This window comes from Novosphingobium aquimarinum (assembly GCF_009746585.1).
Lineage (GTDB): Bacteria > Pseudomonadota > Alphaproteobacteria > Sphingomonadales > Sphingomonadaceae > Novosphingobium > Novosphingobium aquimarinum.
Map to the genome: position 1 here is coordinate 357,247 of NZ_WRPO01000002.1, position 26,575 is coordinate 383,821.

The 26,575-nt window shown below is 65.7% G+C and carries 27 protein-coding genes; 19 read left to right on the plus strand and 8 right to left on the minus strand.

What is annotated here, in order from left to right; translation table 11 throughout:
* Window positions 1-42: 42 nt before the first annotated feature.
* The 4 genes from add to GQO94_RS03735 form a co-directional block, all read right to left on the minus strand.
* Window positions 43-1,173 (minus strand): adenosine deaminase, encoded by a 1,131-nt coding sequence (gene add / locus GQO94_RS03720; RefSeq protein ID WP_198045782.1) that lies wholly within the window; start codon window positions 1,171-1,173, stop codon window positions 43-45.
* Window positions 1,174-1,250: 77 nt separating this feature from the next.
* Window positions 1,251-3,053 (minus strand): AMP-dependent synthetase/ligase, encoded by a 1,803-nt coding sequence (locus GQO94_RS03725; protein WP_156839794.1) that lies wholly within the window; start codon window positions 3,051-3,053, stop codon window positions 1,251-1,253.
* A gap of 59 nt (window positions 3,054-3,112) precedes the next feature.
* A complete protein-coding gene (gene ggt, locus GQO94_RS03730) occupies window positions 3,113-4,891 on the minus strand; it encodes a gamma-glutamyltransferase (protein WP_408636580.1) in 1,779 nt (592 codons plus the stop codon).
* Window positions 4,892-4,902: 11 nt separating this feature from the next.
* On the minus strand, window positions 4,903-5,931 hold the full coding sequence (locus GQO94_RS03735) for a quinone-dependent dihydroorotate dehydrogenase (RefSeq protein ID WP_156839795.1): 1,029 nt from the start codon (window positions 5,929-5,931) through the stop codon (window positions 4,903-4,905).
* A gap of 383 nt (window positions 5,932-6,314) precedes the next feature.
* Here GQO94_RS03735 and GQO94_RS03740 point away from each other — a divergent pair, with 383 nt between their 5' ends.
* The 9 genes from GQO94_RS03740 to GQO94_RS03780 are packed head-to-tail and all read left to right on the plus strand — an operon-like array spanning window position 6,315 to window position 12,806.
* The gene (locus tag GQO94_RS03740) at window positions 6,315-6,725 is read left to right on the plus strand and encodes an SUF system Fe-S cluster assembly regulator (protein ID WP_156839796.1); all 411 of its coding nucleotides are present in this window, start codon (window positions 6,315-6,317) and stop codon (window positions 6,723-6,725) included.
* Window positions 6,722-8,221: a Fe-S cluster assembly protein SufB gene (gene sufB, locus GQO94_RS03745; RefSeq protein WP_156839797.1), complete on the plus strand. Its 1,500-nt coding sequence runs from the start codon at window positions 6,722-6,724 to the stop codon at window positions 8,219-8,221. The genes GQO94_RS03740 and sufB overlap by 4 nt, the downstream gene beginning before the upstream one ends.
* Window positions 8,221-8,706: an endonuclease domain-containing protein gene (locus tag GQO94_RS03750; protein ID WP_156839798.1), complete on the plus strand. Its 486-nt coding sequence runs from the start codon at window positions 8,221-8,223 to the stop codon at window positions 8,704-8,706. The genes sufB and GQO94_RS03750 overlap by 1 nt, the downstream gene beginning before the upstream one ends.
* A gap of 2 nt (window positions 8,707-8,708) precedes the next feature.
* Window positions 8,709-9,452 (plus strand): Fe-S cluster assembly ATPase SufC, encoded by a 744-nt coding sequence (gene sufC, locus GQO94_RS03755; protein WP_156839876.1) that lies wholly within the window; start codon window positions 8,709-8,711, stop codon window positions 9,450-9,452.
* The gene (locus GQO94_RS03760; protein ID WP_156839799.1) at window positions 9,449-10,213 is read left to right on the plus strand and encodes a SufD family Fe-S cluster assembly protein; all 765 of its coding nucleotides are present in this window, start codon (window positions 9,449-9,451) and stop codon (window positions 10,211-10,213) included. Before sufC ends, GQO94_RS03760 begins: the two co-directional genes overlap by 4 nt.
* Window positions 10,206-11,441: an aminotransferase class V-fold PLP-dependent enzyme gene (locus GQO94_RS03765; RefSeq protein WP_156839800.1), complete on the plus strand. Its 1,236-nt coding sequence runs from the start codon at window positions 10,206-10,208 to the stop codon at window positions 11,439-11,441. Before GQO94_RS03760 ends, GQO94_RS03765 begins: the two co-directional genes overlap by 8 nt.
* Window positions 11,438-11,953, plus strand: a complete 516-nt coding sequence (locus GQO94_RS03770; protein WP_156839801.1) for an SUF system Fe-S cluster assembly protein — start codon at window positions 11,438-11,440, stop codon at window positions 11,951-11,953. Before GQO94_RS03765 ends, GQO94_RS03770 begins: the two co-directional genes overlap by 4 nt.
* A complete protein-coding gene (locus GQO94_RS03775; protein WP_156839802.1) occupies window positions 11,953-12,453 on the plus strand; it encodes a GNAT family N-acetyltransferase in 501 nt (166 codons plus the stop codon). Before GQO94_RS03770 ends, GQO94_RS03775 begins: the two co-directional genes overlap by 1 nt.
* Window positions 12,450-12,806, plus strand: coding sequence for a HesB/IscA family protein (locus GQO94_RS03780; RefSeq protein WP_156839803.1), 357 nt, complete (start codon window positions 12,450-12,452; stop codon window positions 12,804-12,806). The genes GQO94_RS03775 and GQO94_RS03780 overlap by 4 nt, the downstream gene beginning before the upstream one ends.
* Before the next feature lie 9 nt (window positions 12,807-12,815).
* Here the strand turns inward: GQO94_RS03780 and GQO94_RS03785 are convergent, their stop codons facing one another.
* A complete protein-coding gene (locus tag GQO94_RS03785; RefSeq protein WP_156839877.1) occupies window positions 12,816-13,259 on the minus strand; it encodes a hypothetical protein in 444 nt (147 codons plus the stop codon).
* Between the two features lie 122 nt (window positions 13,260-13,381).
* Between GQO94_RS03785 and GQO94_RS03790 the strand changes: the two genes are divergently transcribed.
* Together GQO94_RS03790 and GQO94_RS03795 are read left to right on the plus strand one after the other, a co-directional pair.
* On the plus strand, window positions 13,382-14,377 hold the full coding sequence (locus GQO94_RS03790; RefSeq protein WP_156839804.1) for an adenosine kinase: 996 nt from the start codon (window positions 13,382-13,384) through the stop codon (window positions 14,375-14,377).
* A gap of 18 nt (window positions 14,378-14,395) precedes the next feature.
* Window positions 14,396-14,911: a 3'-5' exonuclease gene (locus tag GQO94_RS03795; protein ID WP_156839878.1), complete on the plus strand. Its 516-nt coding sequence runs from the start codon at window positions 14,396-14,398 to the stop codon at window positions 14,909-14,911.
* 6 nt (window positions 14,912-14,917) lie between these two features.
* Here the strand turns inward: GQO94_RS03795 and purD are convergent, their stop codons facing one another.
* A complete protein-coding gene (purD, locus tag GQO94_RS03800) occupies window positions 14,918-16,255 on the minus strand; it encodes a phosphoribosylamine--glycine ligase (protein WP_156839805.1) in 1,338 nt (445 codons plus the stop codon).
* On the opposite strand from purD, the gene xseA reads away from it, so the two are divergent.
* From xseA to GQO94_RS03820, 4 genes are all read left to right on the plus strand, one after another.
* Window positions 16,254-17,729, plus strand: coding sequence for an exodeoxyribonuclease VII large subunit (gene xseA / locus GQO94_RS03805; protein ID WP_156839806.1), 1,476 nt, complete (start codon window positions 16,254-16,256; stop codon window positions 17,727-17,729). The two genes, purD and xseA, sit on opposite strands and share 2 nt — an antisense overlap.
* 26 nt (window positions 17,730-17,755) lie before the next feature.
* Complete coding sequence (locus tag GQO94_RS03810; protein WP_156839807.1) at window positions 17,756-17,959, plus strand: DUF2093 domain-containing protein; 204 nt, start codon at window positions 17,756-17,758, stop codon at window positions 17,957-17,959.
* The gene (locus GQO94_RS03815; RefSeq protein ID WP_156839808.1) at window positions 17,959-18,888 is read left to right on the plus strand and encodes a M23 family metallopeptidase; all 930 of its coding nucleotides are present in this window, start codon (window positions 17,959-17,961) and stop codon (window positions 18,886-18,888) included. The genes GQO94_RS03810 and GQO94_RS03815 overlap by 1 nt, the downstream gene beginning before the upstream one ends.
* 484 nt (window positions 18,889-19,372) lie before the next feature.
* A complete protein-coding gene (locus GQO94_RS03820) occupies window positions 19,373-22,276 on the plus strand; it encodes a TonB-dependent receptor domain-containing protein (protein ID WP_156839879.1) in 2,904 nt (967 codons plus the stop codon).
* 99 nt (window positions 22,277-22,375) lie between these two features.
* On the opposite strand, the gene GQO94_RS03825 is transcribed toward GQO94_RS03820, so the two are convergent.
* The gene (locus GQO94_RS03825) at window positions 22,376-23,389 is read right to left on the minus strand and encodes a hypothetical protein (RefSeq protein ID WP_156839809.1); all 1,014 of its coding nucleotides are present in this window, start codon (window positions 23,387-23,389) and stop codon (window positions 22,376-22,378) included.
* A 150-nt stretch (window positions 23,390-23,539) separates the two neighbouring features.
* Between GQO94_RS03825 and GQO94_RS03830 the strand changes: the two genes are divergently transcribed.
* The 3 genes from GQO94_RS03830 to GQO94_RS03840 all read left to right on the plus strand — a co-directional run bounded on the left by GQO94_RS03830 (window position 23,540) and on the right by GQO94_RS03840 (window position 25,573).
* Window positions 23,540-23,803, plus strand: a complete 264-nt coding sequence (locus GQO94_RS03830) for a hypothetical protein (RefSeq protein WP_156839810.1) — start codon at window positions 23,540-23,542, stop codon at window positions 23,801-23,803.
* Between the two features lie 100 nt (window positions 23,804-23,903).
* Window positions 23,904-24,455, plus strand: a complete 552-nt coding sequence (locus tag GQO94_RS03835; protein ID WP_156839811.1) for a hypothetical protein — start codon at window positions 23,904-23,906, stop codon at window positions 24,453-24,455.
* Between the two features lie 230 nt (window positions 24,456-24,685).
* Window positions 24,686-25,573, plus strand: coding sequence for an esterase-like activity of phytase family protein (locus tag GQO94_RS03840; RefSeq protein WP_232332755.1), 888 nt, complete (start codon window positions 24,686-24,688; stop codon window positions 25,571-25,573).
* Between the two features lie 107 nt (window positions 25,574-25,680).
* Here the strand turns inward: GQO94_RS03840 and rpmB are convergent, their stop codons facing one another.
* Window positions 25,681-25,965 carry a 50S ribosomal protein L28 gene (rpmB, locus tag GQO94_RS03845; RefSeq protein ID WP_156839813.1) on the minus strand — a complete coding sequence of 95 codons (285 nt, stop codon included), beginning with the start codon at window positions 25,963-25,965 and terminating at the stop codon, window positions 25,681-25,683.
* 111 nt (window positions 25,966-26,076) lie between these two features.
* On the opposite strand from rpmB, the gene GQO94_RS03850 reads away from it, so the two are divergent.
* The gene (locus tag GQO94_RS03850; protein ID WP_156839814.1) at window positions 26,077-26,535 is read left to right on the plus strand and encodes a nucleoside deaminase; all 459 of its coding nucleotides are present in this window, start codon (window positions 26,077-26,079) and stop codon (window positions 26,533-26,535) included.
* Window positions 26,536-26,575 lie beyond the last annotated feature (40 nt).

Below are 26,575 nucleotides of genomic sequence, written 5' to 3' on the forward strand. Positions count from 1 at the left end.
GGCGCCGCGTTCCGTTTCCCGTCGAGGCCCCTGCTCTAGCGCCTAGGTCGGCTCCCGGTCCGCCAAATAGCGATCGATGCGGCCGAGATAGGCGGCACGCTCAGCCTCATCGATCCAGGCGATCGCGAAGCTGTTGCGCGCCAACCGGACGATGTCGTCACGACTCATTCCGGTCTCCTCCTGCACGCGTTCCATGAGATCGCCGACATACAGGCTGCGCTTCATTCCGGGATCGTCGGAGTTGACCGAGACCAGCAAGCCGAGATCGAGGAGCTGGCGTATGCGCCCGGCGCGATACGCCATTCGCCCCGGAATCTCGGTGTAGAACAGGGTCGGCGCGCCGGTGAGGCCGATCCCGCGTGCGCGGACTGCCGCGACCAGCGCCGGGTCGTCCGGCACGTTCAGACCATGATCGATCCGCTCGACCTTGAGTTTCTCGATCACGCCCCAATGGTTGGCGATGGTGTCGGCCTGATCGACATCGCAGTGCGAGGTGCGGTGCAGGCCCAGCGCGCCGGCACGTTCGAACACTTCCTCGAACTTGGCGGGAAAGTCCTTCACTTCTGGATTGTCGAGGCCGACGCCAATCACGAGATCACCGATCCAGGGCCGGCTCGCCTCGAGCACGTGCGCCGCGTCCGCCGCGCTGCGATCACGCAGGAAGCTGAGAATGTAGTGCGCTTCGAGCCCCAGTTCTTCGCGCGCATCCCTTTGCGCCGCGGCGAGCCCGGCATAGAGCGTTTCCAGCGGCACGCCGCGCTCGAGGTGAAGTTGCGGGTCGAAGTAAACTTCGGCGTAGACCACGCCTTGCGAGTGGGCCTTGCGGAAATAGGCCAGCGCGATGTCGTGAAAGTCCTGTGCGGTCTGCGCGGCGCCGATCAGTTCCTCGTAGATCACGATGAAGCTGGGCAGATCGTGCGCGGCGCGAAGCCGGTCACGCACATCCTCGCCGGTGGCATAAGGCGTGAAGATGCCGTTGCGCTGGGCGATTGCCAGATAGAGTTCAGGCTCCATCGTGCCTTCGAGATGCACATGCAATTCCGCCTTGGGCAGGCCCATGATGAAGGCCTTCTCCGTCTCGGCGTCTGTCGCCAGCGCGGGCAGGGGGAGCAGAGCAGCGGCCAGCGCGGTCGCACGGCGGCCGAGAATGCCAAGAGTTCGAAAACGGATCACCGGTGAAAGGCTAAGGGCGCCGAATCGGCTCCGCAAACGCCAAAAACCGCACGGCACGTTGCCGCGAACCGCGCGCATCAGCTCTTGTAAAGCGCGTCGAGCCGGGCGCCGTAGCGCGCTTTGAGCTTGTGTCGGCGGATCTTGAGGCTTGGCGTCATTTCCTCGTTCTCGATGCTGAAGGCCTCATCGGCGAGGACGAACTGGCGCACTTTCTCGACCACCGAAAGATCGAGGTTCACGCGGTCGATCGCGGCGCGCAGTGCGGCGCGAAACTCGGGAACGCCCTCGAGCGTCGCGAGATCCTGGGGCTGGCCGTTGGTGCGGGCCCAGACATCCATCCATTCGCTGTCGGGCACGATCAAACCGACGAGATAAGGCCGTCGATCGCCGCTCACCATCGCCTGCGAAATCTCGGGCTGGAGCGTCAGCATCGATTCGACCTTTTGGGGCGAGACGTTGTCGCCCTTGTCGTTGACGATCATGTCTTTCTTGCGGTCGGTGATCATGATCCGGCCTTGCGCATCGAAATGGCCGATGTCGCCGGTGTGAAGCCAGCCATCGATCAGCACCGCGCGCGAGGCGGCCTCGTTCGCCCAGTACCCGTGCATGACCAGTTCGCCGCGCACCAGGATCTCGCCATCGTCCGCGATCTTCACTTCGACGCCGTCGAGCGGCGGGCCGACGGTGTCCATCTTGATCCCCGCGCCGGGGCGGTTGCAGCTGATGACAGGGCCTGCCTCGGTCTGCCCGTAGCCTTGCAGCAACGTCAGCCCCATCGACTGGAAAAAGCCGCCGAGGCCCGGATTGAGCGGCGCTCCGCCCGAGACCATCGCCTTCAGCCGCCCACCGAACTTCGCGCGGATCTTCGGGCGCAGGGTCCGCTCCAGCAGGGCCGAAAGCACCGAATCGCCGGGCCGCCACTTGTTCTTGGCTCTGCGCGAGCCGATGCCGATCGCGCACTCCATCAACAGATTCGGCACTTTGCCCTGCTTGGCGACTTGCTTGGTGATCCGTGTGCGCAGCACTTCGAAAAGCCGCGGGACGACCACCATGATCGTGGGGCGCACTTCCTCGATGTTGGCCGCGAGCTTATCGAGCCCTTCGGCATAATAGATCTCCCCGCCGAGGCCGATCGGCAGGTACTGGCCGCCGGTATGCTCGTAGGCATGGCTGAGCGGCAGGAAGGAGAGGAAGACTTCGTCCTTCCAGGTGAAATCCTCGTCGATGATGCGCGCGCAGCCCTCGACGTTGAGCAGGATCATGCCGTGGTGCTGGCGCACGCCGCGCGGCGCGCCGCCGGTGCCGCTGGTGTAGATCAGGCAGGCGAGGTCTTCGCGGCCGATCGTCGCGACGCGCGCGGCGACCGCAGACTCGGCAGCGGTCGCATCGCCCTTCAGCAAGTCCGCCCAGTCATGCAGCGCGAAGCCGCTGCCCTGCGACCGGCGCAGCGGCTCCATCGAGATGACGTGCTGACACAGATCGGTTTGCGACACGGCGGGCAACAGCGTCTTGGCGAGCTTGGCGCTCGAGACGATCACCGCGCGCGCGCCGGAATTCTCGAGGATATGGATGTGATCGCGCGTCGTGTTGGTGGTGTAAGTCGGCACGGTGACGCAGCCTGCGGCCATGATCGCCAGGTCCGAAAGGCACCATTCGGGCCGGTTTTCCGAAACCAGCATGACGCGATCGCCCGGCTCCAGCCCCAGCGCACGCAGCGATTCGGCGAGCAGCGACACCTGCCGTACCGCATCGCGCCAGCTCAGCGCCTGCCATGCTCCGTCGCGTTTGGCCTGCAGCATGGGCCGGGTCCCGCGCTCCGCCGCGCGCTGGAGAAACAGAGCGACGAGGTTCGGGCTCGCGCTGAAATCGCCGATGTCCATGAAACCCCTCCTTGTTTTGGCTTTATTACGTCGTTGCCGGGCGCCGGGCCCGTGACTGCCTAATCGTGCGCGCCGTTCAAGTCGTTTTCGCGTCGCTTGATCTGGGTGATGGTGCCGGCAATGTCCATGGCCACGCCTTCGCTGCGGGGATCGGCGGCGCCGACGAGGCGGCCGTCGACCCATTCGATCGCGTTCGCCTTGAGTCCGAGCGGGCCGACTTCGACTTCTTCGCCCAGCGCGCGCAGGGCAGGGACCATCGCGGCCAGTTCGGTGCCTTCCTCGACCGTCGCCTTCTTGGTGCCCGGCGCGTAGATCAGGCCCATCGCGATCGCATCTTGTGCCGACAGGTTCCAGTCGAGCACGCCGACCAGCGCCTTGGCGACTTGCGCGATGATCGTCGATCCGCCCGCCGCACCGATCGCGATCCGGGGCGAACCGTCCGGCGCATAGACGATCGTCGGCGAAAGCGAGCTGCGCGGGCGCTTGCCGCCTTCGACCCGATTCGCCGCAGGGATGCCGTTCTTTTGCGGCACGATGTCGAAATCGGGCAGCTCGTTGTTGAGCATGATCCCGCCGACGGGAATGCCGTTGCCGTAGTAGCCGTTGATCGTCGTGGTGAGCTGCTGGATGTTTCCTTCGGCATCGACGGCGGTGAGACTGCTCGTCCCCTGATCGGCCCATCCGCGCGAGGCGACCTTTGCGGGCGCGCCCTCGGGTCTGCCGGCCTCGATCGACTGGAGGCTCGCCGATTCGGAGATGAGCTGCGAGCGCTCGGCAAGGTAGTGGGGCGAAGTGAGGCCCGCGACCGGCACTGCGACGTAGCCGGGATCGGCGATGTAGGCATTGCGATCGGCGTAGGCGAGGCGCTCGGATTCGGCGATGAGGTGCCAGGCGACCGGAGACGACTTTCCAAGCCGCGCCATGTCGAAGCGTTCGAGTTGCTTGAGGATCGCGAGCACGCTGATCCCGCCTGAGGCCGGCGGCCCCATGCCGCAAATACGCCAGACGCGATACGTACCGCAGACCGGGTCGCGCTCGATCACCGTGTAGCCCGCGAAATCTTCCGCGGTCATTTTGGAGGGCAGAGTCTCGGCGCTGTTGAGCGCCGCGACGGCTTCGCGCGCGAGATCGCCGGTGTAGAGTGGCGCCGGGCCTTCCTTCGCGAACCGTTCGAGCGTGTTCGCCACCAGAGGCAGCCGCAGAGTCGCGCCCTCGGCGAGCGGTTCGCCGGCCGGCCAGTACGTTTCGCGCGCCCAGCCGGTGACGTGCTTGCCGTAAAGGCGCAAGCCGTTGTGCATGCGGGCAGAGACGACGAAGCCGTCGCGGGCCAGAGCGATCGCGGGCTGGAACAGGTCGGCCCAGGGCAGCTTGCCCCAGCGCTTGTGGGCCTCGGCCATGGCCGCGAGCGCGCCGGGGACACCCGCCGCACGTCCGCCCTGATAGATCTCTCGACCCGGGAGCGGCTTGCCGTCGGTCCCCAGGAACCAGTCGGGGCCGGCCGCGGCAGGTGCCGCCTCGCGGGCATCGAGCGTGGCGATCGCGCCACTCTCGCTGTCGTGCCGGACCAGGAACAGGCCGCCCCCGATCCCGGAATTTTGCGGTTCGACGATGTTGAGCACCAGCATCGTCGCGATCGCCGCGTCGGTGGCGCTTCCGCCCTTGCGCAGCATCGCGATGCCGGCCTCGGCGGCGCGCGGATCGGCAGCGCTGACCATGCCTTGTGTCGTGCCGGGCGCCGAGGCAGCGGCATCCGGCCGCGGGCTTTCGGCGGTCGGAACGGTCGCGCAGGCGGAAAGGGCGAGGGGGCCCGTCAGGGCCAGAAGAAAGCGTCGCAGCATTGCTGGCGAGGCTAGGCGGTTCCGACCGCCTCTGCAATCGAACCGAACCCGTCGCGCCGCATCAGCGCCTCCAGCCCCTTGCAGATGCGCCGGGCGATGCCGGGGCCTTCGTAGACCATCGCGCTGTAGAGCTGTACGAGGTTGGCGCCCGCCCGGATCCGTGCCCAGGCCTCCTCGGCGGTCGCGATGCCGCCAACGCCGATCAGCGGGATGGCACCGCCTGTCGCGCGGCGAAATTCGACGATCCGCTGGTGTGCCAGCGCGCGCAGCGGCGCGCCAGAAAGTCCGCCCGTCTCACCGGCATGGCGCGAGCGCAGCGGAGGCCGCGAGATCGTCGTGTTGGAAACGATCAGCGCGCCAAGCGCCTTGTCGAGTGCGATTCGCGTGATCGCGTCGATATCCGCCGGCTCCAAATCGGGCGCGACCTTGAGGAATATCGGGGGGCCGTCCGGCCCGCGCGCCGCGAGCACTGCATCGAGCAGCGCGGTCAGGGCACCTTCGTCCTGCAGCGCGCGCAGGCCGGGCGTGTTGGGACTGCTGATATTGACCGCGAGATAGCTCGAAAACGGAGCCATCAGGCGCGTCATCGTCGCATAGTCGGCGATGCGATCCGCGGAGTCCTTGTTGGCGCCGATATTGATGCCGACGATGCCTGGTCGATGGTGGCGCGCCGCCAGCCGCCGGATCGCGGCCTGGGCTCCACCGTTGTTGAATCCCATGCGATTGATCACCGCCCGGTCCTCGACCAGCCGGAACAGGCGGGGACGCGGATTGCCCGATTGGGGCAACGGCGTGAGCGAGCCCACTTCGGCGAATCCGAAGCCCAATCCGAGTAGCGAATCAGGGACTTCGCCGTCTTTGTCGAAACCCGCGGCCATTCCGACCGGGTTGGGAAACGCGATTCCCGCAACCACGCTGGACAAGGGTCCCCCGGGCCTTGCCGGCCGTCGCGGCATGATCTTGAGGCTCGCCAGCGCGAGGCCGTGCGACCGTTCGGGGTCGAGTTTGAAAAGGGGCGATCGAAGCAGGCGATAAATCATTAGGACTGTGTCCTAGGCGCAACGTTCGATGATCTCAACGGGCCCGACACATCGCTGTTCTTGCGCCACTACCTGCAAAACCGAGTTTGAAATGACGCGGGTGTCGCTTTTTTACAATTCTTTTTGGGGTTTCACCAATATCCCCCCGCTCGCGACCCGAAGGGCTCGTCGCGATTTCGCACGAGTTCTTACACCTGGCGGCTCTTCGCGCTTTGCGAGGGGTCGCCTTTTTTCTTGTCACAAGGACAAGACGGACACGTGCGCGTGGGGGCCGCGCCGTGCCGCAAAGCGCCGAAACGCGCCTTGCAACACCCGAGCTGCCTCCCTAAGTGAAATCGGAACAAATTGATCTGATTTGAACTGCGACGGGAAAAGCACCTCCGATGCGATTGTCCAGCATGGCCGATTACGCCGTCCTCGTAATGGCGGCCGCCGCGCGCCACTGCGGCGGCGCCCGCGTGTCCGCGATGCAACTCGCAGAAGAAACCGGGCTGCCGGTCCCGACGGTGCAGAAGCTGGTTTCGCGACTGACCGCGGCGGGCCTCTTGCGCTCGACGCGCGGGGCCGGGGGTGGCCTCAAGCTGGCGCGCCCCGCCGCAGCCGTGACGCTGGCGGACATCGTCGAGGCGGTCGAAGGACCGATCGCCCTGACCGCCTGCGTTCAAGAAGGACGCCATGACTGCACGCTTGAAGAGGCTTGCACTCTGCGCCCGCACTGGCCCCAGGTGAACGCCGCGATGCGCGGTGCCCTGGCCGGAGTGGCGCTCACCAGCCTCGTCGAGGAGCCAAGATGACCGAAGACACCACATCCGTCCGCGACGATCAGTTGAAGGATCGCGCTGCGCACGAGGCCGCCGCGCGCGCCGCCGACTATGAACATGGCTGGTCTTCCGAGATCGAGCAGGAATTCGCACCGAAGGGCCTGTCCGAAGAGACGGTGCGCTTCATTTCGGCAAAGAAGAACGAGCCGGAATGGATGCTCGACTGGCGGCTGAAGGCCTATCGCCGTTGGCTCGAGATGCCGATGCCCGACTGGGCCAAGCTGAACGTGCCGCCGATCGATTATCAGGAGGCGTATTATTACGCTGCGCCCAAGAAGAAGGAAGCGATCGCCTCGCTCGACGAGGTCGATCCTGAGATCCTGCGCGTCTACGAAAAGCTCGGCATTCCGATCGAGGAGCAAAAGGTGCTCGCCGGGGTCGAAGGCGCCCGCAAGGTCGCGGTCGATGCGGTGTTCGATTCGGTTTCGGTCGCCACCACGTTCCGCAAGGAGCTGGAGCAGGCCGGCGTCATCTTCCGCTCGATCAGCGAGGCGATCCGCGAATATCCCGAGCTGGTGAAGAAGTGGCTGGGCAAGGTCGTGCCGCAGAACGACAACTTCTTTGCCGCGCTCAACTGCGCGGTCTTTTCGGACGGTACCTTCGTTTACATTCCCGAGGGCGTGCGCTGCCCGATGGAATTGTCGACCTATTTCCGCATCAATGCCGAGAACACCGGCCAGTTCGAGCGGACGCTGATCATCGCCGAAAAGGGCAGTTACGTGTCCTATCTGGAAGGCTGCACCGCCCCGCAGCGCGACGAGAACCAGCTCCACGCCGCCGTGGTCGAGCTGGTTGCGCTCGAAGATGCCGAGATCAAGTACTCGACCGTGCAGAACTGGTACCCGGGCAACGAAGAGGGCAAGGGCGGCATCTACAACTTCGTGACCAAGCGCGGGTTGTGCCAAGGCGCGCGCTCGAAGATCAGTTGGACCCAGGTCGAAACCGGCAGCGCGATCACCTGGAAGTATCCCAGCTGCGTGCTCAACGGCGAGAACTCGGTCGGCGAATTCTACTCGGTCGCGGTGACGAACAATTACCAGCAGGCCGATACCGGCACCAAGATGATCCACAACGGCAAAGGCAGCCGCTCGACGATTATCTCGAAGGGCATCAGTGCGGGCAAGTCGAACAACACGTATCGCGGGCTTGTGCGGGTGGGTGCGTCTGCTTCGGGCGTTCGCAATTTCACGCAGTGCGATTCGCTCCTGCTTGGTTCCGAGTGCGGCGCGCATACGGTGCCCTATATCGAAGTGAAGAACCCCACCGCGCAGATCGAGCACGAGGCGACCACCAGCAAGATCAGCGACGATCAGCTCTATTACGCGCAGCAGCGCGGGCTCGATACCGAGGCGGCGGTGTCGTTGATCGTCAATGGTTTCGCCAAGGAAGTGCTGAAACAGCTGCCGATGGAATTTGCGGTCGAGGCACAGAAGCTGCTCGGCATCTCGCTCGAGGGGAGTGTCGGCTGATGAGCGAACGCAGAACGCTGGGCGTCAGCCGCGCCGCCGCGCCGAAGGCGGATGCGCGCGAAGGTTTCGCGCTGACCGGCGCGCGGCTGGACAAGCTCAAGGAACGCGCCCGCGACTTGCGCCGCAATCCCAGCGACGCGCATCAGGCGCTGTGGGAGCGGTTGTCCGATTCGAAAGTCGGCGGCGTCAAGTTCACGCGGCATGCCGTGGTCGGCTCGGCCATCGCCGATTTCGCCTGCCCCGCGCGCTGGATCGTCGTCCAGATCAGCCCGGAAGGGATCAACGCCGAAGTCGCCGCGCTGCAGGACCGCAAGTTGACCGACGTCGGAATCCGGGTGCTGCGCTTCGACGAAGCGCATGTGCTGAGCGACCTCGACGATGTCGTCGCCGCCATCGGCGAAGAAACCAACCAGCCTTTCGACCCGCGCGCCGCTCGCCGCGGCAGAGCCACGAGCGCGCCCCGTTTCGAGAGCACTGAAGGATGACCATGCTCCAGATCGACAATCTTCACGCCACCGTCGCCGACAACGCGATCCTCAAGGGCCTTTCGCTCACCATCAACGCGGGCGAAGTGCATGCGATCATGGGGCCGAACGGTGCGGGCAAGTCGACGCTCGGCTACACGCTCGGCGGGCGCCCCGGATATGCGGTGACGCAAGGCTCGGCGACGTTCCTCGGGCAGGACCTGCTCGAGCTTGAACCGCATGAACGCGCGGCGGCGGGGCTGTTTCTCGGCTTCCAGTATCCGGTCGAGATCCCCGGCGTGTCCTTCGTGCAGTTCCTGCGCGAAGCCGCCAACTCCCAGCGCAAGGGCCGCGGCGAGGAGCCGCTGTCGGGCGGGGAATTCCTGAAGCTCGCGAAGGAAAAGGCCGCGCTGCTGAAAATGGACATGGACATGCTCAAGCGGTCGGTGAACGTCGGCTTCTCGGGCGGCGAGAAGAAGCGCGCCGAGATGGTGCAGATGGGCATCCTCGATCCGCGCCTCGCAATTCTCGACGAGACCGATTCCGGGCTCGATATCGATGCGCTGCGCGTGGTCGGCGAGGGCATCAACACGATCATGCGCAGCCCTGACAAGGCGGTGCTGCTGATCACGCATTACCAGCGCCTCCTCGATGTCGTGCAGCCCGATTTCGTTCATGTGCTCGCCGGCGGGCGGATCGTCCGCTCTGGCGGGCCGGACCTAGCGCGTCAGCTCGAGGAAGAAGGCTACGAGGCGGTGACCGCATGAACCAGACGGTCACCATTCCCACCACGCGCGACGAGGCCTGGCGTTACGCCGATAGTGCCGCGCTCGCGGCGGCCGATCCCGGCGCTGTCGATGAATGGCGCACGTTCAAGATCGAGCCGGGCGGTACGCTGCGCCACCTGGGCGAACCGACGACCGGCGGGATCGAACGCTGGCGGATCGATGTCGGCGCCGGTGGCTGCTATGCGCATTTCGCCGTGCTCGATGCCGGGGACTATGCGCGGCGCGAGATCGAAGTGACGCTGGGCGAAGGCGCGAGTTTCGAATTCGGCGGCGTCGTGCTCGGGACTGGCGAGGCGACGCGGGAGTTCGTGACGCGCGTCATCCATGCCGAGCCGGGGGCAATGTCCAAGCAAGTGGTTCGTGCGGTCGCGGCCGATCGGTCGGTTGCCAATTTCCTTGGCCGCATCGAAGTCGCCCGCGATGCGCAACAGACCGATGCCGCGCAGAACTTCCGCGCGATCCTGTTGAACGATGGCGCGACGGCCAATGCCAAGCCCGAACTCGAGATCTTCGCCGACGACGTCAAATGCGCGCATGGCGCGGCGATTGGCGCGCTCGATGAGGCTGCGGCGTTCTACATGGCCGCTCGCGGAGTGCCGCCCGAAGAGGCGCGCGCACTTCTCATCCGCGCGTTCATCGCCGATGCCTTCGGGTCCATCGAAGACACCCGCGAGCAGGAGACGATGATCTCGCAGGCACTGGCCAGCTACGATCACGCAAGGCTGCGCGCCCATGTCTGATCAGGCCCTCTCCTTGGCTGCGGGGGTGAGCCCCAGGCTGCGCGAGCAGTTTCCCGGCATGCTGCGTGCCGATGGTTCGCCCTGGCACTATCTCGATACGGCCGCGACGGCGCAAAAGTCGCAGGCCGTGATCGATGCGACGGTGCGGGCGATGGGCGATGACTACGCGACCGTGCATCGCGGCGTCTACGCGCGCTCCGCGGACATGACGCTGTCTTACGAAGCCGCGCGGCGCCGCGTGGCGCAGTTTCTTGGCGGGCGCGAGGACGAGATCGTCTTCACGCGCGGCGCGACCGAAGCGATCAATCTGGTCGCCCAGACCTGGGGCGTCGAAAACCTCAAGGCGGGCGATCGCATCCTGCTTTCGACGCTCGAGCACCATGCGAACATCGTGCCGTGGCAAATGCTGCGCGAGCGGACCGGCGTCGAAATCGACGTCTGTCCGCTAACGGAGGACCAACAGATCGATCTTGCTGCGGCGGAGCGTATGCTGACGACCGCGCATAAGTTGGTGGCTCTGGCACATGTTTCGAATGTTCTGGGCTCAGTGCTCCACGTGGAACATGCGGCGAAGCTGGCCCATGCGGTCGGCGCGAAGCTGCTGGTCGATGGCTGTCAGGCCGCGCCGCGGCTTGCGCTCGACATGGCGGCGCTCGATTGCGACTTCTATGTCTTCTCCGCGCACAAGCTCTACGGCCCCACCGGCGTCGGCGCGCTGTGGGCGCGTCGCGAGCTGTTCGAGGCGATGCCGCCGTGGCAGGGCGGCGGCGCGATGATCGACCGCGTGACTTTCGAAAAGACCACCTATGCCCCGCCGCCGCAGCGGTTCGAAGCCGGGACGCCGATGATCATCGAGGCGGTCGGACTGGCCGCCGCGATCGACTGGATCGAAGCCATAGGCCTCGACGCCGCCGAAGCGCACGAGCGTCACCTTGCGGGCAAGCTGCGCGAGGAACTGGGCCGGCGCAACGACGTCACTGTGTTCGGGCCCGCCGACGGCCTGGGCATCGTCAGCTTCGCGCTCGACGGGATTCACCCGCATGATGTGGGCACCATTCTCGACGAGGAAGGCGTGGCGATCCGCGCCGGACATCATTGCGCGCAACCCCTGATGGACGCGCTCGGCGTGCCGGCGACGGCGCGGGCGAGCTTCGGCCTCTACAACGACGAAAGCGATATCGCGGCTCTTCTTGCCGGGATCGATCGCACCAGGAGGATTTTCGGATGAACGACCAGGACCGCTCCGACAAGCCCGAGACGGTTGCGGCGCCCTCACCTTGGGAGCAGCAGCAGATGGCGGAAAAGCCGCCGCGTGCGCGGGTTTCCGATGCCGAGCTGCCCGAGGAAAGCGCGAGCGAAAAGCTCGGGCGCAAGCGCGACTATCTCGAAGGCTTCCTTGCCGAAAAGCCCGCGTCGGATGATCCCGGCGAACCGGGCGGCGCGATCTACGATGGCGTGATCGCGGCGCTCAAGGAGATCTTCGATCCGGAAATTCCCGTGAACATCTACGACCTGGGTCTGATCTACGGCGTGGAAGTCGGCGAGGATGCCGCGGTCACGGTGATGATGACGCTCACCACGCCGCATTGCCCGGTGGCCGAATCGATGCCCGGCGAAGTGGAACTGCGCGTGGCCGCGGTCCCCGGCGTGCGCGAGTGCGAAGTCAATCTCGTCTGGGATCCGCCGTGGGACATGGGCAAGATGACCGACGAGGCCCGGCTCGAGCTCGGCATGCTGTGATGGCCAGCGCCGCGCCCACCCTCACGATTACGCTCGCCGACTACGGCAACGCGCGCGATGCCGCCGATCTGGTTGCATTGCTCGATGCCTATTCGCGCGATCCGATGGGTGCGGGCGCGCCGCTTGACGAACCGGTACGTGATGTCCTGCCGAAGCGGCTGGCCGCGGTCCCCGGCGCATTCTCGCTGATCGCGCGCGAAGGCGAGGACGCGGTCGGCCTGGCCAATTGCTTCACGGGGTTTTCGACTTTCGCCGCGCGTCCGCTCGTCAACATTCACGACCTTGCGGTTCTATCGGGACATCGCGGCAAGGGGATCGGCCGGCGGCTCATGGCCGCGGTCGATGCCGAAGCCCGCAAGCGCGGGGCCTGCAAGGTCACGCTCGAAGTCCTGACCGGCAACCGCACGGCTCAGGCGCTCTACGAAGCCTGCGGTTTCGCCGCCTACGCCCTTGATCCCGAGGCCGGCACGGCCCAATTCTGGGAAAAGAAACTGACATGACCGACACCAAGAGCAGAACCCGCCCCGCAGCCGTAACGCTGACGCCATCCGCCGAAGCGCGGATCGCGAAGCTGATGTCGCAGGCGCCCGAAGGCGCGATCGGCGTGCGCCTTTCGACCCCGCGCCGCGGATGTTCGGGGCTCGCCTACTCGGTCGATTACGTCGAGGCGGAAGACACGTTCGACGAGAAGATCGAAACCCCCGGCGGCGTGTTCTACATCGACGGCGCGAGCGTGCTCTATCTCGTGGGCAGCGTGATGGACTGGCGCGAGGACGACTTTACCGCCGGCTTCGTGTTCGAGAATCCCAACGCCACCGGCAGCTGCGGCTGCGGCGAGAGCTTCACCGTCTAATCGCTCTTTTTATCGCTGCTTGAGCGCGGCGACGCAGGCGGCTTTATCGACATTGCGTCCGTCAGAAGCGCGGCGTGCATCGACATATGTCGCCAGCGGCTCGCGCGAGCGGGAACTGGGGTAAAGATAGACGTCGAGCAGGCATGCCGTGCCTGTGAACTGCAGCTTGCGGGCATCGCCTTCGATCACGTCGAGCCGCGGCGGACCGAACAGCCGCGTCAGCGAGCCGGCGTCGACCCCGACCACGCCTTCGAGCCCGGGTTCCATCCGGAAGACCGGTTCGCGCAGGGCCTGCTGCACGGGCGGTCGCACCGGCTGACGAACCGGAACGCTGCCACCCGGCGTCGATGGCCCCGGCGCGGTCGTCGCGACGCACGCGGCCAGCAGCGGGACCAGCGCGGTGACGCCGAGAACGGCGCGAGCGGGAACGAGGTGGGCGCGGAACGAAGCCATATGTGGCGGGGCCATCGCGCGGGGCGAAGGTGCTGTCAACTCGGCCCGCCTTGCGCCGCGCCAGACGGCACTGTACCTGCGGCAGCGCAGCATCAGCTCAGATAATCCGGAGACCCTCCCGAATGCCAGATCCCGAATACGACGTCCTCGCCATCGGCAACGCCATCATCGACGTGATCGCGCGCTGCGAAGACGAAGCGATCGAACGGCTCGGGCTCGCAAAGGGAGGCATGACTCTGATCGACACCGATCGTGCGGTCGAACTGTACGACGCGATGGGCAGCGCGCTCGAGATTTCGGGTGGGTCCGCCGCCAACACGCTGGCGGGTCTGGCCGCGCTGGGCGTGAAGTGCGCTTTTGTCGGACAAGTCGCCGACGATCAGCTGGGGGCGATCTTCGCGCATGACATCCGCGCCGGCGGCATCGACTTCACCGTCCCGGCGCGTGCTGGCGATCCGCCGACGGCGCGCTGCCTGATCTTCGTGACGCCCGATGGGCAGCGCACGATGAACACCTTTCTGGGCGCTTCGCTGCATTTGCCGCCCGCCTCGGTCAGCGACGAGCAGATCGCCAACGCCGCGGTCCTTTATCTCGAAGGCTACCTCTGGGATCCCGAGGAACCGCGCGCCGCGATGCGCAAGGCGATCGAGATCGCCCGCGCCGCCGGCCGCAAGGTCGCGTTCACGCCCTCGGAATCCTTCGTCATCGAACGCCATGGCGACGATTTCCGCGACCTGATCGCCAAGGGGCAGATCGACATCCTCTTCGCCAACGAGCACGAACTGGCCACGCTCACCGGCAAGGACGATTTCGACGATGGCATTGCCGCGATCGCGGACGACGTGCCGGTGCTCGTGATCACGCGTAGCGACAAGGGTGCCGTCGCCGTGTCGAATGGCGAGCGCGCGCAAGTGCCGGCGGAGCCGATCGAGAAGGTCGTCGACACGACTGGCGCGGGCGATCTCTTCGCGGCTGGCTTCCTGTACGGCCACGTACGTGGGCAATCGTTGGAACAGTGCCTGCGGCTGGGCGCGATCTGCGCCAGCGAGATCATCTCGCACTATGGTGCGCGTGCGGAGGCGAACCTCAAGGCTTTCGTCGCCGAGAAGGTGGGCTAAGGGGCGCACCGCGTGGCGATGGTCTGGCCCGCTCTGATCGATTTCGAGGCAAGCTGCCTGCCGGAGGACGGCTTTTCCTATCCGATCGAGGTCGCGCTGGCCCTCGTCGACGGCAGCAGCCGCACCTGGCTCATCAAGCCATCGGAAAAATGGCAATTCTGGACCTGGTCCGACGAGGCCGAAGCGCTGCACGGCATCAGCCGCGACATGCTCGAGCGCGAGGGGCTGCCCCCCGCGCAAGTGCTTGAGGAAATGAAGGCGATGACCGGCGGACGCACGGTCTATGCCGATGCCGATCTTGATGCCTACTGGCTCGAAACCCTCGCCGACGCGGCAGGCGAGCCTATGCCGTTTCCGGTGCATTATCTCGGCGAATACATGCTCGAGCAGGGCTGGACGCGCGAGCAAGTGGTCGCGGCGCTCAAGGAGGCGGAGCGCCGCCTGCCGAACCTGCATATTGCGCGCGACGATGCGAGCCGGCTCGCTCTGACGGTGCGTCTTCTGAAGGAAGCGAACCCGCCCGTCACGCCTTGAGGGGTGTCAGCTTTGCCGGTCCAGTTCGCGGTCCACTTCGCGCCAACCGATGTCGGGGCGGCAGAAGCCGCTTTCGAAATCGATCTTGTCCAGTGCCGCGTAGGCGGCGGCCTGCGCTTCGCGGACCGATTGGCCGCGCGCAGTCACATTGAGCACTCGCCCCCCATTCGCCACGAGCTGGCCCTCGACGAGCGCGGTGCCGGCGTGGAACACCTTGGCTCCATTTGCCTCGGCGGCGGCGATGCCGTGGATGGCGCCGCCTTTTTCCGGGGTGCCGGGGTAGCCGCGCGCCGCCATGACGATGGTCAGCGCCGTGTCCGGAGAGAAGCGCGGCGGCTCGATCGCGGCGAGGCGGTTCTCGGCGCAGGCGGAGAGCACGTCCACGAGGTCCGCCTCGAGCCGCATCATCAGCACCTGGCATTCCGGATCGCCGAAGCGGCAATTGTATTCGATCAGCTTGGGCCCTTCGGTCGTCAGCATCAGTCCGGCATAGAGCACGCCCGAATACGGGCATCCCGCATCGGCCATGGCTTTCACGGTGGGCGCGATAATCGAGGTCATCGCTTGGCGTTCGAGCTCGGGCGTCAGCACCGGCGCGGGACTGTAGGCGCCCATGCCGCCCGTATTGGGGCCGGTATCGCCGACGCCGACTCGCTTGTGATCCTGCGCCGACCCGAAGGCGAGGATGGTGCTGCCGTCGGTCAGCGCGAAGTAGCTGGCCTCTTCGCCTTCGAGAAACTCCTCAATGACCGCCTCGGCGCCCGCTTCGCCGAAACGCCCGGCAAAAATGTCGCGCACGGCCGCTTCGGCTTCGGCCATGGTCATGGCAACGGTGACGCCCTTACCGGCGGCAAGCCCATCCGCCTTGATGACGACGGGCGCGCCGAAGCGGGCAATGGCGGCCAGGCCTTCGGCTTCGCTGCGCACGCGCTCGTAGCCGGCGGTGGGAATGCCGGCCTTCTCGCACAAGTCCTTGGTGAAGCCCTTGGACCCTTCGAGCCGCGCCGCCGCCGCTCCGGGGCCGAACACGGCGATCCCGGCATCGCGCAGCGTGTCGGCCAGTCCGTCGACCAGCGGGGCCTCGGGGCCGATCACGACGAGCCCGATCTTGTACATCTCGCAGAATTCGAAGACGCTGCGGTGATCGCTCAAATCGGCCTTGAAGCATAAGCCGTCCGATGTAATCGCGTCGCCAGCGGGGCTGCGCGCGTTCACTTCGACGATCGTACTGTCGATCCCGGGATTGCCCGGCGAAGCCCAGAGCGTCTCGCAGCGCGGGGATTGCGCCAATTTCCATGCCAGCGCATGTTCGCGCCCGCCCGATCCCAGCAGAAGGATATTCATGCCCGGTTCCCTGCCTTTCGATGACGACGATGCTGCCGATGGTCCCGCAGGAGGGCTCGTAGCGAAGGCGCGTGGCGGCGACAACGCCGCGCCGCTTTCCGTCAGCGAAATATCCGCGCTGTTGAAGCGCACGGTCGAGGATCGATTCGGCTTCGTGCGCCTGCGTGGCGAGCTTTCGGGAGTGAAGCGCGCGGCTTCGGGTCACCTCTATTGCGCGCTCAAGGACGAGAAGGCCGTCATCGACGGGGTGATGTGGCGCGGCGGCGCTCAACGCCTTGCATTCCGGCCCGAGGACGGGATCGAGGTCGTCGCCAGCGGCAAGCTGACGACCTATCCGGGGCGCTCGAAATACCAGATCGTGATCGAGGCGATGGAGATCGCAGGCGAGGGCGCGCTGCTCGCGCTGCTCGAGAAACTGCGGCTGCGTCTCGCCGCTGAAGGCCTGTTCGATGCCACGCGCAAGCGCGAATTGCCGTATCTGCCGCGCGTGATCGGCGTCGTGACGTCGCCGACGGGGGCGGTGATCCGCGACATCCTTCACCGCCTCGATGACCGCTTCCCGAGCCACGTCCTCGTCTGGCCGGTGCTGGTGCAGGGCGAGGGCGCTGCGGCGCAGGTCGCCCAGGCCGTGCGCGGCTTTTCGGGCATTGCTCCCGGCGGACCGGTGCCGCGACCCGATCTGGTGATTGTCGCGCGCGGCGGCGGCTCGATCGAGGACTTGTGGTCGTTCAACGAGGAAGCGGTGGTGCGCGCGATCGCCGAAAGCACGATCCCCGTCATCTCCGCCGTCGGTCACGAGACCGATACGACGCTTGCCGATCACGCCGCCGACCGCCGCGCTCCGACGCCGACCGCCGCCGCCGAGATCGCGGTGCCGGTTCTCGCCGACCTGCTTGACCAGCTCGACGAACTCGCGTTGCGCAAACGGCGCTGCGCGCTGCGACCGGTGAGCCTCGGTCGCGAACGCCTGGAAGCGCGGGCTCAGCGTTTGCCCAAAGCCGAAACGCTGCTGCAGCACGCCGCGCAGCGGCTCGACGATGCGTCGGAACGGCTGCGTCGGGCATTGCGCGATCGTGCTGCCGTCCAGCGCGAGCGACTTTCCGCGACCACAGCAAAGCTTTCGATGCCGCTCCTGCGCCATCGCACCGATCTTGCCCGCGAACGGCTCGAGCGCGCGGGGTTGCGGCCGGTCCTGCTCGAACGGCGGATGCAGACGGCACGGCAGTCGCTGGCGCCAATCGGACGCGTGCTGCCGCAACTGGACCCGCGGCTGCCGCTCGAGCGGGGCTTCGCGCTGATACGGTCGGGCAGTTCGGGCACCGGAAACCTGGTGCGTACGCGCGCCGAGGCCGCCGGGGAAGCGGCGCTGACCATCGAGTTCGGCGACGGGTCGATCGCGGTCGCGCCCGCGGGTTCGCCGGCTCGGCCGCCGCGTTCGAAGCCCAGCGTGCCGCGGCAGGGCGATTTGTTTTGAATCGAGGCCTCTGCTAAGACTGCGCCATGCTCATGTCCTCCCCAGATCGGGCCGCAAAGCTCAGCTATGGCCCCAACGCTTTTCGAGTTCTCGTGACCGGCGATCACGTCGCATGCGCCGTGACGGGCGAGAAGATTCCGCTGGAAATGCTCCGCTACTGGAGCGCCGAGCGGCAGGAAGCCTATGCATCGGCCGAAATCGCGACCAGGCGCCTGCTCGGCCAGGCCTGATGCGCCGTGGATTGCTAGCTGGGCTGCTGGGCGCAGGCGGAATCGCCGCACTGCTCGCCAGTTGCGTCTCCGGCGGTTCCTCGACACCCGAGCGCGCGCGCACCAGTGCCGCGCCGCGACCTGGCCCCGCCACACCGGCCCCCGCGCCCCCGCCTGAACCGGTTCGCCCCGCCGTCTTCGCCTTTGCCGGCGAAATCGAGCAAGGGGGCTGGATCAAGGGCACTGTGCCGGGCGGGACCCGGACGCTGCTGTTCAACGGCACGGAAATTCCGTTCGACGCGAACGGCGTGTTCTTCGCCGCGTTCGATCGCGATGCCGGGCCCACCGCAAGCCTCGTCGCCCGTCTTGCCGACGGCCGCACCGTAACGCGCGCGCTCGCGGTCGCGCCGCGCGACTGGCAGATCGAACGCGTCAACATCGCTCGGCGTACGGACGGCCCGAGCGAGGCCTTCATGCGCATCCGCCGGCCCGAACTGGCCCAGATCGTCGCGGCCCGCGCCAAGCGGACGGGCGCCGATGGCTGGCGTCAGGACTTCATCTGGCCGGTCAAGGGGCGGATCTCGGGTCGGTTCGGCTCGCAGCGGATCTATCGCGGCGAGCCCGGCAGCTACCACTCGGGGCTCGACATCTCGAGCGGGACCAGCGGCACGCCGTTCGTCGCCCCGGCCGATGGCGTGGTCATTCTGGCCGCCCAGAGCCCCTTCTCGCTCGAAGGCAATCTATTGATGATCGACCATGGTCATGGCCTCAACAGCGCCTTCCTGCACTGCTCGCAAATCCTGGTGCGTGAGGGCGAGAGCGTGCGCCAGGGGCAGGTGATCGGCAAGATCGGCAGCACCGGGCGTGCCACCGGCCCGCATTTGCACTGGTCGATGAAATGGAACGATGCGCGGATCGATCCGATCCTGCTCACCGGCCCGATGAATTAGGCAGCTTGCGGCGCTCAACCTAACCCAAGTTACGGCCACCCATACAAAGTAGCCTGCATCGAACCGCGGCCGATGCCTCCGAGTACCGGAGCGCGAGCCATCTGCTTGTGAAATGAAAGTTTCGGTGTCTCCTCGCAAAGCGCAACTTTAGGCTTCGCCGCTTCTGTAATGGTGCAAAGAAATAACACATCGGCTCAATCGCCAGAAGTTTGGGTCGATTAGCGGCTGTTGCGCCAAGGACACAGCGTCCGCAAAACGTCATGAACTCCCTTCATTTGCTTTGCTGCGGCAGAGGCGTTCCGCCAATAAAGGCCAATCCGTTCCGGCGCGCTACTCATCTAGGGGACACATGATGAGGGCTGGCTCAGGCCAAGTCGGGGATCTGGCACGGGGGCAAGAAGCGGCGACAGCCGCTGCCCTTCTATAAAGGGACTTAAACGTGAAAAAAACCACACTGACTGCTCTGAAGGTCGGTTCGGCGCCGATGGTGCTAGGCGTCGCCATGATGTCTGGCCCGGTGTACGCGCAGGTTGCGGAAGAAACGCTGCCCGCTGACACGATCATCGTCACCGGTTCGCGCATTTCCAATCCGAACCTTGAACTCGCGGCGCCCGTCAACGTCACGACGGCCGACACGATCGAACTGCAGCAGAACAACGTCGCCGAAGAAATTCTCCGCGAGATTCCGGGTATCGTCCCGTCGATCGGTTCCGCGGTCAACAACGGCAACGGCGGCGCCAGCTACGTCAACCTTCGTGGTCTCGGCTCGACCCGCAACATCGTCCTGCTCGACGGTGAGCGCATCGTTCCGTCCGACATCGTCGGCCGCGTCGACCTCAACAATATTCCCGTCGCCCTCGTTGAGCGCGTCGACGTTCTGACCGGCGGTGCTTCGGCAACGTACGGCGCCGACGCCATCACCGGCGTCGTCAACTTCATCATCAACGACGACTTCGAAGGCCTCGAGCTCAACGGTGGCTACCAGATCACCGAGCGTGGCGATGGCGGCACGTTCCGCGTCGACCTGACCACGGGCGCCAGCTTCGACGATGGTCGCGGCAACGTCATTCTTGGTATCGGCTACCAGGAATCGGACCCGGTCTATCAGGGTGCGCGCGACTTCTCGCTGTTCAACATCGATTCCTTCTCGGGCGGCGGTGGCGGCTCGGGCACGGCGGTGCCCGCGCGTCTCGCGGTCCCCGGTTCGGGCACGCTGCAGATCTCGCCCAGCGGTCAGTCGCTGGTCGGCACCTACGCGCCGTTCAACTTCAACCCGTTCAACATCTTCAACACGCCGTTCGAGCGCTACAACATCTTCGCCAGCGCGAAGTATGAAGTCGCGGACAACATCGAGGTATACTCGCGCGGTCTGTTCTCGAAGCAGACGGTCTCGACGATCATCGCGCCTTCGGGCTCGTTCGGCATTGGTGTCGACATTCCGCTCTCGAACCCGTTCCTGACCGAAGGCATCCGCAATCAGCTTTGCGGCGGCTTCGGTATCAGCGCGGCCGATTGCGCCGCCGGCGCCGCGGCGACCGACCCGAACGATCCGGCCTACCGCACGATCACGACCTCGCTGTTCCGTCGCGCGGTCGAAGTCGGTCCGCGTATCTCGGACTACACGACGACGCTGTTCGACTATCGCCTGGGCGTGCGTGGTGATCTCACCAGCACGATCGGCTTCGACATTTCGGGTAGCTACGGCGAATCCGAAAATGCGCAGCAGATCCAGAACTACGTGCTCAACAGCCGTATTCGCCAGTCGCTGCTCGCCACCAATCCCAACACCTGCCTCGACGAGTCGAACGGCTGTGTGCCGGTGAACTTCTTCACCCCGACGGCGACTGTCTTCACTCCCGAACAGCTCGACTTCCTGTCGGACACCTCGCAGGTCACCAACAAGTCTTCGCTCGCGCAGGCGCGTGCCAGCCTTGATGGCGACTTTGGGTATGCCCTGCCGTGGGCGTCCGATGCGATCAACTTCGTGATCGGTGCGGAATTCCGCGAGTACAACGCTAGCCAGGTTTCCGACTCGCTCGCCAAGGCGGGTGACCTCGGTGGCGCCGGCGGCGCGGCTCCGGACATCAACGGCGGCTACAAGGTCTACGAAGCGTTCGGTGAAATCGCGATCCCGCTGGTTCAGGATCGTCCCTTCTTCGACGAGCTGACCCTGAACGCCGGCATCCGTCAGTCGCACTATGAAGTCGATTCGCCGAGCGAACCGACCTACAACACCACGACCTGGACGGTTCGCGGTTCGTGGGCCCCGGTGCCAGACGTCAAGATCCGCGGTGGCTACAGCCGCGCGGTTCGCGCGCCGAACATCTCGGAGCTGTTCTCGCCGGTCAACACGGTGCTGACCAACCTGTCGAACGACCCCTGCGCCACGCTCAACGACGAGGGCAATCCGGTTCTCGACGATGGCGTGCCACGTCCGGCTCCCAGCGGCACACTGCGGGAAGTGTGTCTTGCCCAGGGTGCGAATGCGGGTAACATCAATTCGATCGCGCAGCCGATCTCGGGTCAGGCCAACGCCACCATCGGTGGTAACCTTGACCTCGGTCCGGAAACGGCAAGCACTTGGACTGCCGGCGTCATCCTTCAGCCCCGCGTTGTTCCTGGTCTGACCCTTACGGTCGACTACTACAACATCAAGGTGAAGGACTACATCTCGGCCCCGACGCCGGGTGACGCGATCAGCGCTTGCTTCGACAACCTCGATCCGACCAGCGCTGCCTGTCTCGCGATTGGCCGCGACCCGATCACGGGTGGTCTGAGCGGCGATCCGGCCACCACGCCGGGTCTGTTCCTCAGCCTGTCGAACCTCGGCAAGATCAAGACTTCGGGCGTCGATTTCAACCTGAGCTATCAGCGTGACATCGGCTTCGCGAACCTGATCCTGAACGCGGCCGGCAACTGGACCGACAACCAGACGTTCCAGTCCAGCCCGTCGGCGGCGCCGCTCGATTGCATCGGCATCTTCTCGGAGAACTGTGGATCGCTGGCCCCTGAATGGCAGTGGTCGGTCCGTGGTACGCTTGCATTCGAGGCGGTCGACGTCTCGTTGCTGTGGCGCCACATCGATGGTTTCGATTACGAGTTCGGCGATGCCTTCGAAGGCACCCTGCCCGCGAGCGTGGGTCCGGTTGCCGGCAAGGAAGTCAACTTCAACCGTATCGATGCCTATGACTACTTCGACCTGACCACGCGTTGGAACGCGACCGAGCACTTCTCGTTCACGTTCTCGATCCAGAACCTGTTCGACAAGCAGCCCCCGATCGTCGGTGGCAATGTCGGCTCGACCACCTACAACAGCGGCAACACCTACCCGTCGACCTACGACGCGCTGGGTCGCCGTTATGCGATCGCCGCGAAGCTCCGCTTCTAAGCATCGCGTCTTCGGACATGAGAAAGGGCAGCTCCTCGGAGCTGCCCTTTTTTTGTTGTTCAGGAAGGGCGGAACGCGCGATCGGCGCGGTCGCGCCGGTCAGGGCAGCAAAGGCCGGGGCAGTTCGAGCGGAATCGAGAAAGTCCCGGCGATATGCGTCGCCCATTGCGAAACCTTTTCCAGTTCGTCGCCATGGGCGGTGCGAACCGCCTCGCGTTGAGTCTGGAACGCGGCGGCATCGAACGCGCCGCCGGTCTTGCTGTCGCGACCGATCGCGCCACTCGCCTCGGATTCTGCTGCATCGAAACCGTAATGAGCGATGCTGGCGGCGATCACTTCAGCGGGTTCCTCGATCAAGTGGCTCGACGCCAGGCTGCGCAAGCGCCCGGGCTGCGTCTCCAGCAGCTTCCCGAAAGCCTGCTGCTGTGCCAGCCAGCCTACGGCGGCGATCTGAAGATCGGACTGGAGGAACAACTCTTCCGGACCGAACCCGAGGTTGCCGAACCCGTCGGTCAGGTAGCCGCGCAACAGCTCGCGCACCCACAGCCGGCACCACAATCCCTTCTTCGCGACAGATGCGAGAAAGTCCTCGAGCGGAGCATAGAGCAGGATTGCTCGCGCCTCGGGCACCATCGCAAGCAGCGCGGGGATCAGCGGATTGACGATGTTGGAAGGCTTGACGACGATGCCCTGCTCGCCGGGGTAGGGCCGGGCCAACAAGCGAAGCGCCGTGCGAGCGACGCCTTCGACAGCCTCCGGCCGCGCGCCGCGTCGCCTGAAGCCGACCACGTCATTGAGGATGACCGGCTCGGAGAGACTTGCCGTCCGGCCGGGCCGGTCAAGGGCGTGCGCCAGCATCGTCGAGCTGCAGAAGGCCGAATGGAACAGGAAGTGCAGACCGGACGCCGTCCCGGAGGTAAACGCTCCTTCCAGCCCGCTTCGCGGCACTTCGACGCGCTGCGCCTCGCTCCCGAGACATTCTTCGGTGAGAAACGGCACCGAACTGCGAAGCGCGCGTGGCACGAGGCGAAACTGGATGCTGTCCGTGTCGGGCACGTAGCGGTGGGCGTGCCAAGCAGCGTCGGTCTGCGCGAATGCGGGATTTCCGGTCATGCTCCGTCATCCCTAATGAACGGCGGCACCGTTGCAAACCGTTCGATCCGCTGGGCGAAAGCGAAAGACCGGATTTGGTCATACACATTCGCGACACAATCGGTTATGATGTACTGCAACAAAGACCACTAACCAGGAAGTTTTTGTCTTATGCTCGAACTCCTAGCAGCAAGCCTGATCTTCGCTTCGGCGGCGGCAGGCGAACCCGCGACCAAGCAGCCTACCGAAGAGACTGCGGAGCCGACGGGCGACGATCGCATCAAGTGCAAGAGGCTCTCCGTTACCGGCAGCCTGACGCAGAAGGTCAAAACCTGCCGCACGATTGCGGAATGGCGTCGTCTGCGCGAAGGCAACAGCGACTATGCCCGCGACTTGCAGGATTACACCCGGACGCGTTCGCTCGGGGGGCCTTGACCTCGCGGACGTGATTGCCGAAGCACCGCTCTCGCCGCGATAAGCCGGCGGTCCTATTCCTGCGGCCTGCTTCGGCATGATCCGAGACGACGAGGGTGACATGATACGGCAGTTTTTCCGCGTTCCCTTGGCAGCGTTGGCCGCGCTGACGATGGCCATCGTCCCGGCTCAAGCCCGGGACGAATCCGATCCAAAAGCGCCTGAGGCCCTGAGCGAACTTGCGCGCTGTCGTGCGATCGCCGAACCGGCTGCGCGTCTCGCCTGCTACGACAAGGAAGCGTCCGCGCTCATCGCCGCGACCGAGGAAGGCACGGTCCGCGTCGTCGATACCGAAGAGGTCAAGACGATCCGGCGCTCGCTGTTCGGGTTCTCGCTGCCGAGCATCGGCTTGTTCGGCGGCGGCAGGGAAAAGGGCGAGCAAGAGGAAGTCAAACTGATCAATACGACGATCACGGACGTCCGCGCGCTGCCTTATGGCAAGTACCAATTCACGATCGCCGAGGGCGATGCGACCTGGCAGACGACCGATGCCCCGCTGGCTCTGCGCAAGCCCAAGGTCGGCGATGAAGTCGAACTCGAACGCGCCGCGCTCGGGTCCTATTGGGTCCGCTTCGAAGGCCAACGTGCGGTCAAAGGCAAGCGCGTTCAATAGACTCCGGTTCGGGGGCCAGCGCTCTGCCAAGGCCACCTGATGCCCGTCCGATCTCTAACATGGATGCGATGAGACAGTCGTCGCTTGAACCGACCGGGCACGCCGGACCGCTGCACCGGTTGGTGCGGTGGGCGCGCCCGATCGCGCTAGTGGGGCTTGGCGTTCTGCTCGCACTCACCTGGGCGCACGCGGAGCGGCCACCCCCGCGCACAGGTCCCAGAATCCTGACGATGACGCCGCTGGCCCTGCCGACTCCGGCCATCCTGCGACCGCATCTGGGCGCCTTCCACCTGGCCGGGATCTGGCAGCTCGACAGCCCTGTGCCGCGGTTCGGCGGTTATTCCGCGCTCGTTCCGGTGAACCGGCGAAGGATGATGGCGATCTCCGACCAGGGTGGCCGCATGCTCTTCAATCTGCCCGGCAAGGGGGAACCGAACGCCAAGTTCGGAGGCTCCAACAGGCTGTTCACAAAGGGTCGGGCGCGAGACATCGAATCGGCCACGTTCGATCCCGCGCACAAGGTCCTGCTGATGGGGCTGGAAGGCGCGAACACGATTGTGAGCACCGATCGGCGCTGGCGCAGCGCGCGCGAGGTCGCGCCTGCGCTGATTTCCGGTTGGGGCAAAAACAGCGGCGCGGAAGCCATGACCTGGCTGCAGGACGGCCGTGTCGTCCTCTTGCGTGAAGCCTTTGCCGGCTACTTCGATTCGGACGAGCACGAGGCGGTGATGTTCGACGGCAATCCGGTCGAGGGCGCGAAAGGCCATACCTTTCGGTTCATCGGGCCCGCCCGGTTCGCGCCCACCGACATGGCGCAAATGCCCGATGGCCGCGTGCTCATCCTGATGCGGCGGCTCGTCTGGCCGATGCCGCAGCGTTTCGCCGGAAGGCTGGCGATCGCCGATCCGCGCGAGATTCGTCCTGGCGGGATCTGGCGCGCGCGGGCCGTGGCGCGGCTCAGTTCCTCGCTTCCGGTCGACAACTTCGAGGGAATGGCCATTCTGCCGCAGGGCAAGGGCCGGATCGCGGTGTGGATCATCTCGGACGACAACAAAGGCGCCTTGCAGCGCACTTTGCTGTGGAAGCTCACCGTCGATCCAAAAGACCTAACGCGCTGATGCGTCCTTCATGACCGCAAGCACGACAAAAGGCGCTCGGAAAACCCCGGCGCCTTTCCATCGTCAGACTGGTCTGCAGGCACCGCCCCGCGAGGGACGGCAGCGGTTCAGGCCGCCTGCTTCTTGCGCAGTTCGCGCTTCACCTTGAGCGCGCGGGGGCTGAGCTTGCCGTCCGCTGCCTTGAGCAGCCAGTTGTCCAAGCCGCCATTGTGCTCGACCGAGCGCAGCCCGTGCGTCGAGACGCGGAACTTGAAGCTGCGGTCCAGCGCTTCCGACATGAGCGTGACGTTCTGCAGGTTGGGCAGAAAGACGCGCTTCGTCTTGTTATTGGCGTGGCTGACGTTGCAGCCGACCTGGCGACCTTTGCCGGTCAGTTCGCAGATGCGGGACATGCTGTTTCTCGCTCGAAAATTGTGCCGTTTGTACGGGAAGGCGCGCCCATACCGATTCCCCCGGCCAAGGTCAAGTTGTACACAGGCCTGGGACGCGCTAGCGCGACCGGAATGACCGCATGGCCGCTTCCCCAGCCCATGGTGCTCGCGCTCGAGCAGGCCCGGATCGCGGCGAGCGAGGGGGAAGTGCCCATCGGCGCGGTCGTGGTCAAGGACGGCGAGGTCGTCGCGACGGGGCACAACTTGACGCGCCGGCTGCCGGATCCGACGGCGCATGCCGAAATCCTGGCCATCCGCCAGGCGGCGCAGGCGCTTGGGCAGGAACGGCTCGAAGGGTGCGAGCTGTGGGTTACGCTGGAGCCTTGCGCGATGTGCGCGGGGGCCATTGCCCATGCGCGCCTCGCCCGGCTCTATTACGCCGCGTCCGACCCCAAAGGCGGTGCCGTCGAGCATGGAGCACGGGTCTTCGAGCAGCCGCAATGCCTGCATCGCCCGGAGGTCTACTCCGGGATCGGCGAGGCCCTGGCGGCGAACCAGCTGCGCGAATTCTTCCGCGCGCGCCGCACCTGATGCATCGGCACAGCGGCTCGACGCGTCCGCCGGGTGAGGG

Bases quoted from the DNA above. Each gene is read 5' to 3' on its own strand.
- GQO94_RS03725 (WP_156839794.1), bottom strand. From the start codon at position 3,053: ATGGACATCGGCGATTTCAGCGCGAGCCCGAACCTCGTCGCTCTGTTT.
- ggt (WP_408636580.1), bottom strand. From the start codon at position 4,891: ATGCTGCGACGCTTTCTTCTGGCCCTGACGGGCCCCCTCGCCCTTTCC.
- GQO94_RS03735 (WP_156839795.1), bottom strand. From the start codon at position 5,931: ATGATTTATCGCCTGCTTCGATCGCCCCTTTTCAAACTCGACCCCGAA.
- GQO94_RS03740 (WP_156839796.1), top strand. From the start codon at position 6,315: ATGCGATTGTCCAGCATGGCCGATTACGCCGTCCTCGTAATGGCGGCC.
- sufB (WP_156839797.1), top strand. From the start codon at position 6,722: ATGACCGAAGACACCACATCCGTCCGCGACGATCAGTTGAAGGATCGC.
- GQO94_RS03750 (WP_156839798.1), top strand. From the start codon at position 8,221: ATGAGCGAACGCAGAACGCTGGGCGTCAGCCGCGCCGCCGCGCCGAAG.
- sufC (WP_156839876.1), top strand. From the start codon at position 8,709: ATGCTCCAGATCGACAATCTTCACGCCACCGTCGCCGACAACGCGATC.
- GQO94_RS03760 (WP_156839799.1), top strand. From the start codon at position 9,449: ATGAACCAGACGGTCACCATTCCCACCACGCGCGACGAGGCCTGGCGT.
- GQO94_RS03765 (WP_156839800.1), top strand. From the start codon at position 10,206: ATGTCTGATCAGGCCCTCTCCTTGGCTGCGGGGGTGAGCCCCAGGCTG.
- GQO94_RS03770 (WP_156839801.1), top strand. From the start codon at position 11,438: ATGAACGACCAGGACCGCTCCGACAAGCCCGAGACGGTTGCGGCGCCC.
- GQO94_RS03775 (WP_156839802.1), top strand. From the start codon at position 11,953: ATGGCCAGCGCCGCGCCCACCCTCACGATTACGCTCGCCGACTACGGC.
- GQO94_RS03780 (WP_156839803.1), top strand. From the start codon at position 12,450: ATGACCGACACCAAGAGCAGAACCCGCCCCGCAGCCGTAACGCTGACG.
- GQO94_RS03785 (WP_156839877.1), bottom strand. From the start codon at position 13,259: ATGGCTTCGTTCCGCGCCCACCTCGTTCCCGCTCGCGCCGTTCTCGGC.
- GQO94_RS03790 (WP_156839804.1), top strand. From the start codon at position 13,382: ATGCCAGATCCCGAATACGACGTCCTCGCCATCGGCAACGCCATCATC.
- GQO94_RS03795 (WP_156839878.1), top strand. From the start codon at position 14,396: ATGGTCTGGCCCGCTCTGATCGATTTCGAGGCAAGCTGCCTGCCGGAG.
- xseA (WP_156839806.1), top strand. From the start codon at position 16,254: ATGCCCGGTTCCCTGCCTTTCGATGACGACGATGCTGCCGATGGTCCC.
- purD (WP_156839805.1), bottom strand. From the start codon at position 16,255: ATGAATATCCTTCTGCTGGGATCGGGCGGGCGCGAACATGCGCTGGCA.
- GQO94_RS03810 (WP_156839807.1), top strand. From the start codon at position 17,756: ATGCTCATGTCCTCCCCAGATCGGGCCGCAAAGCTCAGCTATGGCCCC.
- GQO94_RS03815 (WP_156839808.1), top strand. From the start codon at position 17,959: ATGCGCCGTGGATTGCTAGCTGGGCTGCTGGGCGCAGGCGGAATCGCC.
- GQO94_RS03820 (WP_156839879.1), top strand. From the start codon at position 19,373: ATGGTGCTAGGCGTCGCCATGATGTCTGGCCCGGTGTACGCGCAGGTT.
- GQO94_RS03825 (WP_156839809.1), bottom strand. From the start codon at position 23,389: ATGACCGGAAATCCCGCATTCGCGCAGACCGACGCTGCTTGGCACGCC.
- GQO94_RS03830 (WP_156839810.1), top strand. From the start codon at position 23,540: ATGCTCGAACTCCTAGCAGCAAGCCTGATCTTCGCTTCGGCGGCGGCA.
- GQO94_RS03835 (WP_156839811.1), top strand. From the start codon at position 23,904: ATGATACGGCAGTTTTTCCGCGTTCCCTTGGCAGCGTTGGCCGCGCTG.
- GQO94_RS03840 (WP_232332755.1), top strand. From the start codon at position 24,686: ATGACGCCGCTGGCCCTGCCGACTCCGGCCATCCTGCGACCGCATCTG.
- rpmB (WP_156839813.1), bottom strand. From the start codon at position 25,965: ATGTCCCGCATCTGCGAACTGACCGGCAAAGGTCGCCAGGTCGGCTGC.
- GQO94_RS03850 (WP_156839814.1), top strand. From the start codon at position 26,077: ATGACCGCATGGCCGCTTCCCCAGCCCATGGTGCTCGCGCTCGAGCAG.